The 15,820-nt window shown below is 42.3% G+C and carries 11 protein-coding genes; 2 read left to right on the top strand and 9 right to left on the bottom strand.

The features are described from left to right. Window positions 1-52: 52 nt before the first annotated feature. Together ACFEL9_RS03075 and ACFEL9_RS03080 are read left to right on the top strand one after the other, a co-directional pair. A complete protein-coding gene (locus ACFEL9_RS03075; protein WP_385886026.1) occupies window positions 53-1,561 on the top strand; it encodes a pyridoxal phosphate-dependent decarboxylase family protein in 1,509 nt (502 codons plus the stop codon). Window positions 1,562-1,654: 93 nt separating this feature from the next. Further along, window positions 1,655-1,876 (top strand): hypothetical protein, encoded by a 222-nt coding sequence (locus ACFEL9_RS03080; RefSeq protein WP_385886028.1) that lies wholly within the window; start codon window positions 1,655-1,657, stop codon window positions 1,874-1,876. Window positions 1,877-2,330: 454 nt separating this feature from the next. Here the strand turns inward: ACFEL9_RS03080 and ftsZ are convergent, their stop codons facing one another. From ftsZ to ACFEL9_RS03125, 9 genes are all read right to left on the bottom strand, one after another. Next, window positions 2,331-4,259, bottom strand: a complete 1,929-nt coding sequence (ftsZ, locus tag ACFEL9_RS03085) for a cell division protein FtsZ (RefSeq protein WP_385886030.1) — start codon at window positions 4,257-4,259, stop codon at window positions 2,331-2,333. A gap of 164 nt (window positions 4,260-4,423) precedes the next feature. Beyond that, window positions 4,424-5,797, bottom strand: a complete 1,374-nt coding sequence (ftsA, locus tag ACFEL9_RS03090; RefSeq protein ID WP_385886032.1) for a cell division protein FtsA — start codon at window positions 5,795-5,797, stop codon at window positions 4,424-4,426. 297 nt (window positions 5,798-6,094) lie between these two features. Continuing rightward, window positions 6,095-7,159 carry a cell division protein FtsQ/DivIB gene (locus tag ACFEL9_RS03095; protein WP_385886033.1) on the bottom strand — a complete coding sequence of 355 codons (1,065 nt, stop codon included), beginning with the start codon at window positions 7,157-7,159 and terminating at the stop codon, window positions 6,095-6,097. A 220-nt stretch (window positions 7,160-7,379) separates the two neighbouring features. Next, window positions 7,380-8,780 (bottom strand): UDP-N-acetylmuramate--L-alanine ligase, encoded by a 1,401-nt coding sequence (gene murC, locus ACFEL9_RS03100; protein ID WP_385886035.1) that lies wholly within the window; start codon window positions 8,778-8,780, stop codon window positions 7,380-7,382. Between the two features lie 60 nt (window positions 8,781-8,840). Next, window positions 8,841-9,983: an undecaprenyldiphospho-muramoylpentapeptide beta-N-acetylglucosaminyltransferase gene (gene murG / locus ACFEL9_RS03105; protein ID WP_385886037.1), complete on the bottom strand. Its 1,143-nt coding sequence runs from the start codon at window positions 9,981-9,983 to the stop codon at window positions 8,841-8,843. 12 nt (window positions 9,984-9,995) lie between these two features. Beyond that, on the bottom strand, window positions 9,996-11,270 hold the full coding sequence (locus tag ACFEL9_RS03110; RefSeq protein WP_385886039.1) for an FtsW/RodA/SpoVE family cell cycle protein: 1,275 nt from the start codon (window positions 11,268-11,270) through the stop codon (window positions 9,996-9,998). A gap of 96 nt (window positions 11,271-11,366) precedes the next feature. Then, window positions 11,367-12,707, bottom strand: a complete 1,341-nt coding sequence (gene murD / locus ACFEL9_RS03115; protein WP_385886040.1) for a UDP-N-acetylmuramoyl-L-alanine--D-glutamate ligase — start codon at window positions 12,705-12,707, stop codon at window positions 11,367-11,369. A 239-nt stretch (window positions 12,708-12,946) separates the two neighbouring features. Beyond that, window positions 12,947-14,224 carry a phospho-N-acetylmuramoyl-pentapeptide-transferase gene (mraY, locus tag ACFEL9_RS03120; RefSeq protein WP_385886043.1) on the bottom strand — a complete coding sequence of 426 codons (1,278 nt, stop codon included), beginning with the start codon at window positions 14,222-14,224 and terminating at the stop codon, window positions 12,947-12,949. 97 nt (window positions 14,225-14,321) lie between these two features. Then, entirely contained in the window at window positions 14,322-15,785 is a 1,464-nt protein-coding gene (locus tag ACFEL9_RS03125) for a UDP-N-acetylmuramoyl-L-alanyl-D-glutamate--2,6-diaminopimelate ligase (protein WP_385886045.1), read from the bottom strand. Between the last annotated feature and the right edge of the window lie 35 nt (window positions 15,786-15,820).

The raw sequence follows: 15,820 nt of genomic DNA on the forward strand, positions 1-15,820 counted from the left end.
TCATCTCCCCGTTTGCATACTATTCAGTAACTTCTACCTCCAATTTTTTTATATGCAAACCTTACCTGTTGCCACAGCAAACCGCCAGGCAATATTAAATATGCCTGCTGAAGAATTCAGAGCCATTGGCCATTCACTCATCGATCAGCTCGCTGATTTTTTAGAACAATTACCCAATAAAAAAGTAACTGAAGGTTTGACGCCTTCGGAAGTCAGAAAACTGATCGGTGCCGATAATCATTTACCAGACAATGGAAGTGATGCAGCTACTCTTGCTCAACAAGCGACTTCTTTACTCACCGATCATTCCTTGTTTAACGGTCATCCAAAATTCCTTGGCTATATCACCTCCTCTCCTGCACCACTCGGCGCCATGGCTGATTTTATTGCTTCACTGACCAATCCTAATTGCGGCGCCTTTATTTTATCGCCCGTCGCAACAGAAATAGAATTACAATGTATCCGCTGGTTATCGGAACTGATCGGTTATCAAAAAGGTTGTGGTGGTGTACTGGTGAGTGGCGGCAACATGGCCAATATCGCAGGCATATGGGCGGCCCGGAAGAATAGGGCGCAGTGGAATATCCGCGAAGAAGGGTTGACGGAAAAAGGACTAAAGTTTACCTTGTACGCCACCCAACAGGTGCATACCTGGCTGCATAAAACAGCCGATTTGTTTGGCCTGGGATTACAGGCTATCCGCTGGATACCGATGGATGATTCACAACGTATGGATGTACAAGCGTTGGAAAAACAAATACAGGAAGATAAAGCCGCCGGGTTTATTCCATTGGCCGTTGTAGGCACAGCCGGTAGTGTTGGTTTCGGTACTACCGATCCGTTAGCTGGCATTGCGACCATTTGTAAAAAGCATAACACGTGGTTTCATATCGATGGTGCTTATGGCGGCCTGGCTGCAGCGTTGCCGGAATTGCAGGAAATGTTTGAAGGACTAAAAGATGCTGATTCCATTGCCATTGACCCGCATAAATGGTTGTATTGTCCGCTGGAAGCCGGCTGCACCCTGGTTCGTGATCCCAACCTGCTGGCCGATGCATTTTCTTTTCATCCTGCCTATTACCAGTTTGATAAAATGGGTGATGAAACGCCGGTTAACTTTTATGAATTCGGGCCACAAAACTCAAGAGGATTTCGTGCCCTTAAAGTTTGGATGGTCATGCAACAGGCAGGACGGCATGGCATCACCGAAATGATACGTGACGATATCACCTTATCAAAACAATTGTTCAATGAATTGAAGAAACAGAAAAATATTGAAGTATATACTGACGAGTTAAGCATTGTCACTTTTCGGTACACACCCGACAATGCGCCAGCAAATGAACAGGAAAAGGAAGAATGGCTAACCCGGTTAAATACTGCTTTGCTCACCAATCTTCAAAAAAATGGAGAGTTGTTTGTCAGCAATGCCATGCTGGAAGGAAAATATCTTTTGCGAAGTTGCATTGTTAACTTTCGTACTTCCTTGGAAGATATCATGGCTATCCCGGAGATTGTTATACGATATGGCAAAGAGGCGGAGAAGGAATTGAGAGGTTGAGTCAAATTCCAAATAATCATGTTATTTTGGTGCCAGTCGACCACATTTAAAATAGTTCTTTTGAAAAAAGTAGATTTGTATAAACTATGAATTATGTCGCCTTCTCCACTAGATATAGAGTTGAGTAAATACTGGTCGTTATTAACGCCGGCTCAAAAGGAATCTCTTTTAAACGTAATTAAATCTTTTATACAATCCCCCGAAAGAATTGCCAGGGAGCAATATAACCATGAATTGGAAGAAGCCGAGGCCGAGTTCCAGGCCGGAAACTATATCAGTTCTGAGGAAATGCTAAAGCTTATCCGGCAATGGTAGAAAGAAAATATGAGGTGGTATGGACAAAACGTTCACAGCAGCACATGAAAAAGGCTGTTGAAAAATTAATTGGCTGTCGTCAAGGGAGGAAAAGAATGGCTATCGGGGAATCCATTCAGGGGGGCGTCACGAACGGATTTCTATGAAACGAAAGGAATAGTTACTGGGTTGCCTGGTCCTGCAAAACCTTTTAAGGACTATTTCTCAAACCCAGCTATAATAAATTTGCCCAATAGCGAACCGAACCTTGAACGGTGCGACGCAACAGGTGATGCCATGAAATACAAATGTTGGCTACAAAATCAACTTCAAACAAGTTCACCCTTCGCCAGGCTACAAAAAAACCCCCGATGCAAACACCGGGGGAACAACTAAAAACTCAGCCACTTTATTGGCTTTTTATTGGGAACGTCCTTCGGCTCAGTCATAGGGTTATGTGCCGAAAGACAATTTATCAGTCGGGTTTTTTACCGTCTAAAAAAGTATTAATGGTGCTGATATGTGCCTGGTTATTTTGGTCGGACTTGACCTCGTAATTGCTATAGAAGCTTTCAATCTGGGAACTGCTGTTATACAGTTCCATATTGCGGCGGATATAGGCCGGCACTGTTTCAAACTCATTATTTGGGTCAGCTGAATTGACATTGAACGACAAGTTGCGCAACTTGTGCAGCCTTTCAGCAGCCCTACGTTTTTGATCTTCGGCTTCGTTCGCCATCGGCGAATCCTCAACCTCAGGATACAAAGGTGTGTGAGCATGGTGGGCTAACGGCATATCCGCCGCTGGAATGTCTTTTTCCACCAGCTGCATTTGCATGTCAGGTAGTTCGTCACCTGGTTTTGCGGCAGCATGGGAGGAGACTGGCTTCTCAACAGCAGGCATTGAGGCATTGGCCTCTGCTTTTGATTCTGCGTAGATATTGGAGGGTCTGGCCAGTTGATAACCTCCCGAAGCTGCAGGCATCGGGCTGTTAGTACTTGTACTTGTACTATCTTTACGTTCTTGTTCTTTTGATGAATTGGTGGATAAGGTAGTTGGTTCGGATACCGGAGTGCGTTCTGAGATCGAATATATATCTTCTTTTTTTTCCGGCGGTAACATTTTGCCAACAGTAATTTTACCATCTTCCACCGTGTTTTTACCTGGTATTTTTTCTTTTGTTTGTAAATGCCACAGCACGATCGGTTCTTCTTCTTTGATGTATTCCATTTCAATCGCATCATTTACCCCAGGCATGGGAGCATCCTGTATGTGAAATTCGTCAACCAATTTAGGAGCCAACAAATCTTCTCTTGTTTCTTCTTTTTTCTCTTCTTTCAATTCAGTTTTCTTAGCAATCGTTTCACCAAGAGTCATCACAATTTTTTCCTCCTTCTTTACTTCCACCTTCTTTGGTGCCTGTTTTGTAAAAGGATCTTTGTGTTGAAAACCGGTAGCGATTAATGTGATACCTAATTGATCGCCCAACGAATTATCATATCCCAATCCCATGATCACATCAGTACCCTCGCCAGCCTGTGACACCAGGTGATTTTGTATGATCTCAACTTCATCCATGGTAAACTCATGTTCTCCTTCCGCAGAGTTGATATTGATAAGTATCCACTTCGCACCACTGATCTCGTTATCATTCAACAATGGAGAATTCAATGCTTCCTCAATAGCCCTGTATGCACGGCCTTCGCCAGCAACAGCAGAACTTCCAAGGATGGCCACACCACCATTACGCATCACAGTGCATACATCCGCAAAGTCCACATTGATCTGGCCGGTGCTATTGATGACATCAGTTATACATTTTGCAGCAGTTGCCAGTACATTATCAGCTTTGGCAAATGCATCCCGCATTTTTAGATTACCAAATTGATGACGCAATTTGTCATTGCTGATCACCAGCAGTGTATCTACATATCCTTTCAATATTTTTATACCTTCTTCAGCCTGTAGTTGTCTTTTTCTTCCTTCATATGCAAAAGGTGTCGTAACGATACCCACTGTCAGGATGCCCAGGTCTTTACAAATTTTTGCAATGATAGGTGCACCACCGGTTCCTGTACCACCGCCCATACCGGCAGTGATAAAGGCCATTTTAGTATTTACTTCAAGTATGCGCTTTATTTCTTCCAGTGATTCTTCTGTTGCCTGGCGGCCGATCTCAGGATTAGCGCCGGCGCCTAAACCCTGTGTAAGGTGCGGTCCGAGTTGAATCCTGTTTGGAATGCCACTATTGGTCAATGCCTGCGCATCTGTATTGCAAATAATGAAGTTGACACCTTCAATGTCCTGGCTGAACATATGGTTTACCGCATTACCGCCGCCGCCGCCAACACCTATCACTTTGATGATAGATGATTTTTCTTTTGGCAAATCAAAATGTATCATAATTAACTGGTTTTAAAAAGCCCTGCACACCTGCTACCATAGATGAGTTTGGGCTGTTTAGAATTTGGGTTAGTAGTTGCAACGATCTATTTCTTTCACGTTGCATTTTTAGTTTAGTTATTAAAAAGAACTTGGTAATCCCTGCCCGGGATTGTATGTAAGGTTTATAAGTGCTTATCTTCTTCTTCTTTGAAAAGATCAATGATGCCGTCCTTGAATTTTCCCCAGAAATTGTTCAAACCTTTTCTTTGTTTCACTTTCTCCGCACTCACTTCTTCAATTTCAATCTCTTTCTCTTCTTTTTCGATGGCCTTTTTCAAAGTCTCCGGTACATTTACTTTTTTATATTCTTTTTCAAACTTCTTCCGGTTGTGCTCATAATCATCATAACCTTTTAATATAAGCCCGATGCAAGTTGAATAGGTTGGTTTCGCTAATTCTTCAATATGCCCGGCCGCTAAATGCTCGTTAGGAAAACCAATTCTTGCTGGCAAACCAGTAGCATATTCGGTAAGTTGAATCAGGTGTTTTAGTTGAGAACCGCCGCCGGTTAGTACTACACCACCATTCAATGCCTTGCTATCGAGCCCCACCTGCTTCAGGTGATAAGTAACAAAATCCATGATCTCACTCATTCTCGCCTGTATGATGTTGGCCAAACTTTTTACACTGATCTCTTTAGCCGGCATACCTCTTAAACCAGGAATGGTGATGTAGGCATTACCCTTTGCTTCATTCGCTAAAGCACTACCAAACTGCACTTTCATTTGTTCGGCCTGTGTTTTCAGCACACCCAAACCGGTTTTAATATCATTGGTAATATTTTCACCGGCAAAAGGAATAACTGCAGTATGTTTCAGGATACCTTCATAAAAAACAGCGAGGTCAGTAGTACCACCGCCAATATCAACGATGGCTACACCGGCTTCCAGATCTTCCTGTGCCATTACCGCTGAAGACGAAGCCAATGGCTGTAACACCAAATCCTTTGTATGCAAGCCGGATTTTTCAACACTGCGGTTGATATTACGAATTGCATTTTTATCACCCGTGATGATGTGAAAGTTTGCTCCCACTTTTACACCACCATAACCGATGGGATTAGGAATGTTTTGAAAATTATCTACGGTAAACTCCTGCGGGATCACATCAATGATCTGATCGCCGGCAGGTATATAAGTTTTGTACTGATCGCTGATCAACTGATCGATCTCCCGTTGAGAAATTTCTTCATCGTTTGCCTGGCGAACAATATCGCCACGGGTTTGCAAACTTTTAATATGATGGCCGGCAATACCAACATACACATCATTAATTTCCAAATTTGGATTGGAAGCAAAGCAGTTGTCTAAAGCAGTTCGTATAGCTTTGATCGTTTCATCGATGTTCAGCACCTGGCCGTGTTTTACACCATTTGAGTTAGACTTACCAAATCCAAGTATCTCCAGCTTGCCAAACTCATTCTTTCGCCCGGCAATCACTGCGATCTTGGTTGTCCCAATGTCAAGACCTACAATAATGGGTTGTTCGTGGTTCATAATGTTGTTTTTAGTTGTTGTTTTTATCGAAAGAGTTTTTATTCTGTTACCATCGTTCTGTTCCCTGATCATCGTCCCTTGCGTCGCACTCTTGTACTACATTAATTCTGCTCAGCAGGCCTCACCCTCTTATCCCTTCTCCGGGATGCTTCGACTTAGTTCAGCAGGAGGGTTCGGCGTTACAATATCAAACTTCATCACTACCACATCTATTTTAATCGCTCTACTCACCATTTTCGAAATGCATTATATAGTGAGCATCTTCGAAAAGCGGGGTCCGTGCCCTGGCGGCTTCCCCTATCGGGAGAAGTCGGATGGGGGCCTCTTCATTACAGCTTTAGGCTTTTTTTTCTCTTCAGCAGCTTTTGGATTTCGGTTTTCCCGGGTGGAATTAGGGGTTGGATTGTTGAGATCAGTATTCACTATTCCTGTTTTGACATCGGTTTGCTGTTGAGCTACAGTTGTCGCCATTGATTTTTCGATAGCTTCGTTTTCCAATTCTATTTTCTTAATCTGGTCTAATAGTTCCTGTACATTTTTACGCAACTGTACGGAGTCCACTTTGGGATTTTCACTTTTACCGCCAATCACCTGTCCGGCAAAACGAACATCAATGGTTTTGTATTTATCAAATCCTGTCCTGCTTAGTATCTCCTTATAAAAAATAAAAAGCCGGTTGAATTTTTGCTCGATATTCTCACCATCACCCAGCTTTACAATATGATTGCCGACGACAGGCACCATTTCAAATTGCCAGGAACCGTCCGCATCGGATCGTACCAGGTCAATCTGCGCTACCTGTGATTTCCAAAAGGGATTGCTGTTGATAAATTGCGCTGTAGTTCTTATATCATGAATCAACAAGCTATCTTTCTTTTCCCTGTCTTTTTTATCCGGCACATTGGTAAACACGGGTAGCTTTGTACTTAAATTCTCCGACAAGGGAATTCCTTTTTCATCCGCATCGATATAAAATGTTTTACCGCTGCCGGTAAATATTCTTGCTACTGGTTCTCTTTCCGTAACAGAAACGTGCAGCACATCTTTATTATCGAAATAAAGCTGTGCATCCTTTATCCAGACATTATCTTCCAGCAAGCTCTCCATTTCCAGCAGGTTGAACGACTCCTTCGCTTGTCCTTTGATATTTCCTTTAGCAGCCACTTTCAGCAATTTGACGATCTCCGTTTTATCCAGGAAGAAATTTTCTTCCTGGTTGCCTTTTATCGTCACCACATAATCCCTGCAGGTATTCTTTTTCTGCTTACCCATGGCGGCGATCAGCAATACCAGCATCCCGCTGCCAATCACCAACCACATGGCAATGAATAAAATTCTTCGTATCGCTTTTTTTGTATTCACTTTCTTTTGTTGGCTCTCTGTTATTTTTATATATCGCTCCTACGGAGCTTACTTGTAATTATTATTCTTTCTTCTTCTACCAATATGTCGCCCCTACGGGGCTCATTTCATTGTCAAACTCCTTCTACCAAAATGTCGCTCCTCCGGAGCTCATTTCAATTAAATTCTTCTGTTAACATATCGCCTTCCGCGGCACATTTTCCCAATAGTCCCCTCCATCTTACAAATCCCCGTTCAGACTTGCTCTTATCTTTTCCACCAGCGTGTCTATATCTCCTGCCCCTGCTGTTATCAACAAATTGCCAAACTCTTTATCCCTGCGTTTTGTAAAATCATTTTCTATCCAGTTGATCGTTTCTTCCTTTGTCTTTACTGACTTATTAGTGCCTTTCATTTTTTCCAGTAATAATTCACTGGTTATACCTTCTATCGGCAATTCTCTCGCAGGGTATATCGGCAGTAAAATCACTTCATCCGCCATCCCAAGCACTTCAGCAAACCCATCCGCAAAATCTCTTGTTCTTGTGTACAGGTGTGGTTGAAAAATGATAGTGACCTTTTTCCCTTTAAACAATGTTTTCGCCCCATTGATCAATGCCCGCAACTCTTCAGGGTGATGAGCATAATCGTCTACATAAACCAATTCATTCGTCTTGATTATATACTCAAACCTGCGCTTTACACCCCTGAAGGAAGCAACTGCTGCTTTTATCTTTTCATTTTCTATTCCCAAAGAACTCGCTGCAGTAATCGCCGCGATCACATTCTCCACATTATGCATACCGCCCATATTCAGCACTACATTCTCCAGCATCCTATCCTTCATCATTACATCAAACTCGTAGCTGCCGTTCATCATCCTGACATTCGCAACATATACATCGGCCGCATCATTTTGTAAACTATAGATCAACTGTCTGTCCCCACCCAATTCCTTTCCACGTTTCAAACCAAACTGTCGGATCAGCAAGCCACCGGGTTTTACTCTTTTGCTGAAATCGATAAAAGCCTGCTCGACTGACTCAGCCGTTCCATATATATCGAGATGATCTGCATCCATTGCTGAAATGATCGCTATATCCGGGCTCAGTTTCAAAAAACTCCTGTCATACTCATCTGCTTCAATCACACAAACATTTTTTGGATCACTCCAAAAGTTAGTCCCATAGTTTACTGATATCCCACCTAAAAAGGCATTGCATCCAAAACCGCTGTCACGCAACAAATGGGCAACCATGGTAGTGATTGTCGTTTTTCCATGAGTACCGGCAATGCAGATATTAAAAGAACTTTCAGATATCATTTGCAGCACATCACTTCGCTTCACAACTTTGCTTCCCTGCTGCTGATAAAACAACAATTCCTTATGATCTTTCGGCACTGCCGGTGTATACACCACCAGTTGCGCCCCCTTCGGTATCTTATCAATATTCTCCTCGTAGTGAATAGTGATACCACTTGCTTCTAATTCTTTTGTCAGCGTAGTGGGTGTTTTATCATACCCACTCACACTTATTCCTTTTGACTGAAAGAACCTGGCAAGAGCGCTCATCCCAATACCTCCAATGCCGATAAAATAAACTTCACGGATATTGTCACCCCCTAAAAAGGGAGTGTTCATAAGGACAGTATTTGAATCTTTTTTCATTCTTTACAGCTGTTTCAATATCTCAGCGGCTATTTATCTGACACTTTTTAAAATTTCATCAGCAATTCTTGTATCAGCATCTGTAATGGCCAATACAGAAATATTTTGTTTCATCTCCTGCTGACGGTTGACATCTTTTGCCAGCTGGATCGTCATTGGCACCAGCTTGTCCGGTGCCTCATCATCTTTGATCATCAAGGCGGCGTGTTTGTTCACCAACTGTTTTGCATTCACTGTTTGGTGATCTTCGGCTGCAAATGGGTAGGGTACGAATAAAACGGGCTTTTTAACAACACATAGTTCAGCTACTGTCATGGCACCCGCACGGGCCACCACTATATCAGCTGCAGCATACGCATATTCCATTTGTGTAATAAACTCATTTACCCAAACAGATGATTTTCCTGCTGTATGCTCTTTGGCTTTCGCAGCATAAGGTTTTCCGGTTTGCCAGATCAATTGTAACCCGGCATTTATTAATTCATCTATATGTTCGCCGATAGCTTCATTGATCGATTTTGCTCCAAGGCTTCCGCCAACAACAAGCACCGTTTTTTTATTTGCATCCAGCGAAAAGAATTTAATCCCTTCTGCTCTTGTTATCACTGTTTGTGCAATCGTGCTTCTTACAGGGTTACCTGTCACCATGATCTTGTCAGCAGGAAAAAATTTTTCCATTCCTTCTGTACCGGTAAACACTTTTGTAGCTTTTTTCCCCAATAACATATTTGACTTACCTGCAAAGGAGTTGGACTCATGAATAAATGTGGGTATTCCTTTTGCCTGTGCATAACGCAGTACAGGAAAACTGGAATAACCTCCCACGCCAACTACAGCGGCAGGCTTAAACTGGTTTACAATTTTCCTTACCTGGAAAAAACTCTTTACCAATTTAAATGGCAAGCCAATATTTTTTATCAAAGAACTTCGGTTGAATCCTGCTATATCCAGCCCTTCTATATTGTACCCCGCTTGTGGCACTTTTTCCATTTCCATTTTTCCCTTTGCGCCAATAAACAGGATCTCAATGTTCGCATCGATATTTTTCAATGCATTGGCAATCGCAATCGCCGGAAAAATATGCCCGCCGGTTCCGCCACCCGCTATGATAATGCGTCCTCCCCGTCCCCTAAACGGTGAGCCAGAAAAATCACTATTGCTAAACCTTTCGCTCATATCAGACTCTTTCTAAGCCTCTCCGCCAGCCGGCGGAAGGTTTGTGGATTTTCCCTCTAACTGCTCCACATTCCTCGCTACACTTAATATGATTCCAATTGCCAGGCAAGTGAAAATGAAACTTGATCCACCCATACTCACCAACGGCAAAGTCACACCTGTTACCGGGAACAAGTTCACCGTTACAGCCATATTGGCTATTGCCTGGATCGCCAGTGTAAAACTTAATCCCAATGCCAGGAATGCACCAAATGCATAGGGACAACGTTTAAAAATTCTTATACACCGGTATAGAAAAACCAGGTAGATAAACACAATGAAGACGCCACCAACAAAACCATACTCTTCAATTATGATCGCAAAAATGAAATCATTATACGCCTGTGGCAGGTAATCTCTTGTTGTACTGTTGCCGGGACCAACACCCAAAATTCCACCCTGAGCAATAGCGATCTTTGCCTGGTTCACCTGGTACATCTCATCATTATCCGCTTCTTTACCACCATAAATGAAATTTTCAACACGACCGATCCATGTCTCCACCCGGCCAAATAAACCTGATGAAGATTTTGCCACCGCAACTGTCTCTTCATTTTTTGATTTATGATTGGCAACGGCAGCAATGATGAGGAACAAAATGGGAATCATGGCTAATCCAATCACCAGTAATAAATGTTTTGCTCTTGCCCGGCCAATAAACAGCAGCATCATACAACTGGCTCCTAATAACAAAGCCGTTGATAAATTAGCAGGGGCAATCAACAGGCACACAATTCCGATAGGTATCATCACCGGCAAGAATCCTTTTTTAAAATCCTTGATCACATCCTGCTTCTTACTTAACAGGCGTGCCAGGTACATGAACAAAGCCAACTTGGCTAAATCAGAAGTTTGCATCGTCATATTGATCAGCGGCAACCTGATCCACCGGCTTCCTTCATTCATCCTAACTCCAAAAAACAATGTATAGATCAGTAAAGGAATAACCAGCAAAAACATGATGGTGGCTACTCTTGAGTACAATGTATAATTGACAAGATGCGCAAAGTATACAACCAATATGCCAATGATGATAAAAGCGATCTGTTTAAATAAATAAACTTCGGTGTTGCCTTTATAATTTTTATAGGCCAGCGAACCGGTAGCACTATATACTGCTAATAAGGACACTAACGCCAACAATACTACCAATGCCCAAATCACTTTATCACCTTTGGTTTTAGTCAGTAGTCTACGGGTATTGAAATTTCCCATTTCACTGAATCGTATGTCTCTTGATACTTCCATTTCTTTTGTTACTCGTTGGTCGTTGCTCGTTTCTGGCTGCTTATTATTAATTGCTGGTTGTCCTGTCAACTGTCTACCATCATCTGTCAACTTTTCTTACAACTCCTTTACCGCTTTCTTAAACTGATTTCCCCTATCCTCATAATTCTTGAACAAATCAAAACTGGCGCAGGCCGGGCTTAACAAAACCACATCACCCTTATCCGAAAAATGAAAAGACGCCTGCACTGCATCTATAGCATTGTCGGTATTTACAATCGTACTGACAATATTTCCAAATGCTTCGTGAATTTTCCGGTTGTCAACCCCCAGGCAAATGATCGCTTTTACTTTCTCTTTTACCAACTCCTCTATCAACGAATAATCATTTCCCTTATCCACCCCACCAAGGATTAAGATCGTTGGTTTCGTCATACTCTCCAGTGCATACCAGGTAGAGTTTACGTTAGTTGCTTTGCTGTCATTGATAAACTCCACACCACGAATTGTTGCCACAGGTTCCATGCGATGCTCCAAACCCTGGAAATCCTGCACCGCCTCCCTTATCTTTTCCTTGCGGATATCCATCGTTGATCCCGCTACACAGGCTGCCATCGTGTTGTATTGATTGTGTTTTCCTTTCAGGGCAAAATCATATACACTCATACTGGTAAATTCTTCGCCTGTTCTTACGTACATGTCCCCGTCTTTGATAAATGCTCCTTTTGATAGTTCTGTTTTCATACTGATTGGCAGTTGGTTTGAGTGAATATTTTGCTCATTAATATATTTCATCGTGACTTCGTCATCCGCGCAGTAAATGAAATAATCAGTTGACTGCTGATTCATAGCGATGCGAAATTTGCTCCTGATATAATTTTCAAAATTGTAATCGTAACGGTCCAGGTGATCTTCAGTAATATTTGTAAGAATTGCGATATCAGGTCTGAAAGTTTTGATATCATCCAGTTGAAAACTGCTGATCTCTGCTACGTATAGTGGCTTCGGATCTTCAGCGACCTGGCGGGCAAAAGAATAACCAATATTTCCCACAAGAGCGCAATCCAATCCCGCTTTCTTACAAATATGGTAGGTCAAAGCAGTAGTGGTTGTTTTCCCATTGCTGCCGGTAATGGCTATGATCTTGCTTTCACCTTTGAAGCGGTAGGCCAATTCAATTTCGCTGATGATCTCAATACCCCTGGCCCTGATTTTTTTAACCAACTCATTCTTTTCAGGAATGCCCGGGCTTTTCATTACTTCATTGGCCGAAAGGATGCGTGTCTCATCCTGTTGCCCCTCTTCAAATTCAATACCTGCCTGTACCAAATCGTTACGATAATTATCCTTCAAAGAGCTTTGGTCTGAAACGAATACATCATATCCTTTTTGCTTCGCAAGAATGGCGGCACCAACACCGCTTTCACCTCCACCCAATATGACGATACGTTTGCTCATAGGTCACTTGATCCGGCTTCGATCTCAGCCTTCATCCATTTTTGGTGCTGTCTCTTGCAACAGCACATGATTCAACTTATGTTAGTTTCTCAGCGGTTAGGAAAAAATGGTTCTTCACAAGTATCAACTTTGCAATAGCCTCACAATTACTTCACATCAGAGTACAATCTTCAAGGGGTTCGATAGCAGCCGGCGTGGTTTTTCAAAAAAATCCGTTCCTAAAAACTATATCCTTGTTTTTACCTTAATTTCAATGTTACAATACTCAACACCACACATAGCACCGTCACAATCCAAAACCTTGTCACAATCTTCGACTCATGATATCCCTTCTTTTGATAATGATGATGTAAAGGGCTCATCAAAAAGATCCTTCTTCCCTCACCAAATTTTTTCTTTGTGTATTTGAAATAACTGACCTGCAGTATCACACTTATATTTTCTACCAGGAACACTCCGCAGAAAATGGGTATCAGCAATTCTTTGTGAACGATGATAGCCAGCGCTGCAATGATTCCACCTAAGGTCAGGCTCCCCGTATCACCCATGAATACCTGTGCCGGATAAGAGTTGTACCAAAGAAATCCTATACAAGCCCCTATCATCGCAGCGATAAATATGGACAACTCTCCTAATCCCGGTATATACATGATATTGAGATAGTCGGCGAAAAAGAAGTTACCGCTTGCATACGCAAAAATTCCCAGCAAAACACCGATCAATGCCGATGTCCCTGTCGCTAATCCATCAAGACCATCTGTAATATTCGATCCGTTGGAAACTGCGGTGATGATGAATATCACTACCAAAATGTACAATACCCATGAATATTTTCTTATTGCTTCCGGCAATAATTTCGTGTAATTAAATTCATGGTTCTTTACAAAAGGGATAGTGGTAATCGGCTCTTTCGTTTCCACGAAATGTTTTGTCCGATTATTTACCTGCCTTGTTTTCACTGTCGTATCACCTGTCGGGGGAGTGCCCTGGTACTCCCGCCAAATTGTTACATCACTATTAAAATAAAGAACTGCGCCTACTGTAACTCCCAAACCAACCTGCCCCAATATTTTAAACCATCCCGCCAAGCCATCTTTATCCCCTTTCTTATAAGCCACACCTTGCTGCTGGGCAATTTTTTTGGCCCTTAATTTCAAATAATCATCCACAAAACCAATTATTCCTAACCACACTGTAGCAATCAACATCAGGACGATATACACAGTATCTAATCTTGCCAGTAAAAGCGTTGGTATCAATATCGCAAGGATGATAATGATGCCTCCCATAGTTGGTGTTCCTTTCTTTGTTTGTTCTCCTGCAAGCCCCAGGTCCCTTACACTTTCACCTATCTGCTTCTTTTGTAAAAAACGGATCAGTTTCTTACCATATACCATGGTGATGAATAAGGAAAGCAATACGGCCAGTAAAACCCGGAAAGTAATGAACCTGTAAAGCTCACTGCCCGGAAATTTTACTCCCTGTTCCCTTAGCCAATCAAATAAATGGTACAACATGCGTTGAGTTAGTTTATAAGTTTACCTGTTCAATAGTTCATAAGTTTTCAACCACTGACATTGAATTTGTGAACCCGTGAACTCTTTAACTTCTCCCTTATTTATCTAATATTTCAAAAATTTCTCTCACTACTTCTTTATCATCAAAGTGATTCTTCACACCTTTTATTTCCTGGTATTTCTCATGTCCCTTGCCTGCAATCAAAACGATATCCTCCTGCTTCGCTAAACTGATCGCCGTCTTAATTGCTTCCCTTCTATCCTCAATCGAGATATACTTTCTTTTTGCAGCTGCCGGCAGCCCTTCTTCCATATCCCTGATGATTTGCGCCGGATCCTCACTTCTTGGATTATCACTGGTGAAAATCACCCGGTCACTATGCTCGCAGGCCGCTTCACCCATAATAGGTCGTTTGGTTTTATCCCTATCGCCACCGCAACCCACTACCGTTATCACCTGCTCATATCCTTTTTTTAACTTCTTAATCGTTGCCAGCACATTCAACAAAGCGTCGGGAGTATGAGCATAATCAACAATAGCAATGATCCTTTCTTTAGGTGATACCATATAATCGAATCTTCCCTCAGCGCCGGTTAACAGGCTCAGGCATCTCAACACTTCCTGTTTCTCTTCACCCAGGCATATTGCCACCGCATAGGTGGCGAGCAAATTGTAGGCATTGAACTCACCGATCAACCTGAAGTGAACTTCCTGGTCATTTACCGTCATCACCAGCCCGGTCAAACTATTTTCAATGATCTTTCCTTTAAAATCAGTCAGCGTCTTCAAACTGTACAAATACTTTCGGGCATTTGTATTTTGCAACATCACAATTCCTCTTTTGTCGTCTGCATTGCTGATCGCAAATGCGGATGAAGGCAGCGAATCAAAAAAAGATTTTTTAACCCTGATGTATTCATCAAATGTCTGATGGTAATCCAGGTGATCATGCGTGATATTGCTAAAAACTCCGCCGGCAAAATTTAAACCCGTAATGCGATGCTGGTGCACTGCATGTGAACTGACTTCCATGAAAACATGTGAACATCCCTCATCCGCCATCTGCCTCATTAGTTGATTCAAACTGATAGCATCGGGAGTCGTATGCGTTGCCGGCACGATCTTATCACCGACATGATTTTCAACGGTACTCAACAAGCCACATTTATAACCCAATCCTGAAAAGAGCTTGAACAACAAGGTGGCAATCGTCGTCTTACCATTTGTGCCGGTTACACCAATCACTTTTAGGCTATCGGATGGCTGCCCAAAAAAATTGTGTGCTATCCATCCGGCTGCCACCGCACTGTTTTCCGCCTGTACATATACAATACCTTCTTTCAACGAAGAAGGTAACATTTCACACAGCACTGCTACAGCACCGTTTTCTATTGCCTTGTCAATGAACTGGTGACCATCTGCCCCTGATCCTTTTACCGCTATAAATAATGATCCTTGTTTTACTTTTCTTGAATCAACCTGCACATCATTCACCGTTATCGCAGTACTCCCTGCAACTGACCTGATCGAAACTTTATATAGAACATCCTGCAATAACACGGTCAACTTTTTAAACCTTTAACTTCAAACTTTTA

The sequence above is a fragment of the Terrimonas alba genome (genome assembly GCF_042434975.1).
GTDB classification, from domain to species: Bacteria; Bacteroidota; Bacteroidia; order Chitinophagales; family Chitinophagaceae; genus Terrimonas_B; species Terrimonas_B alba.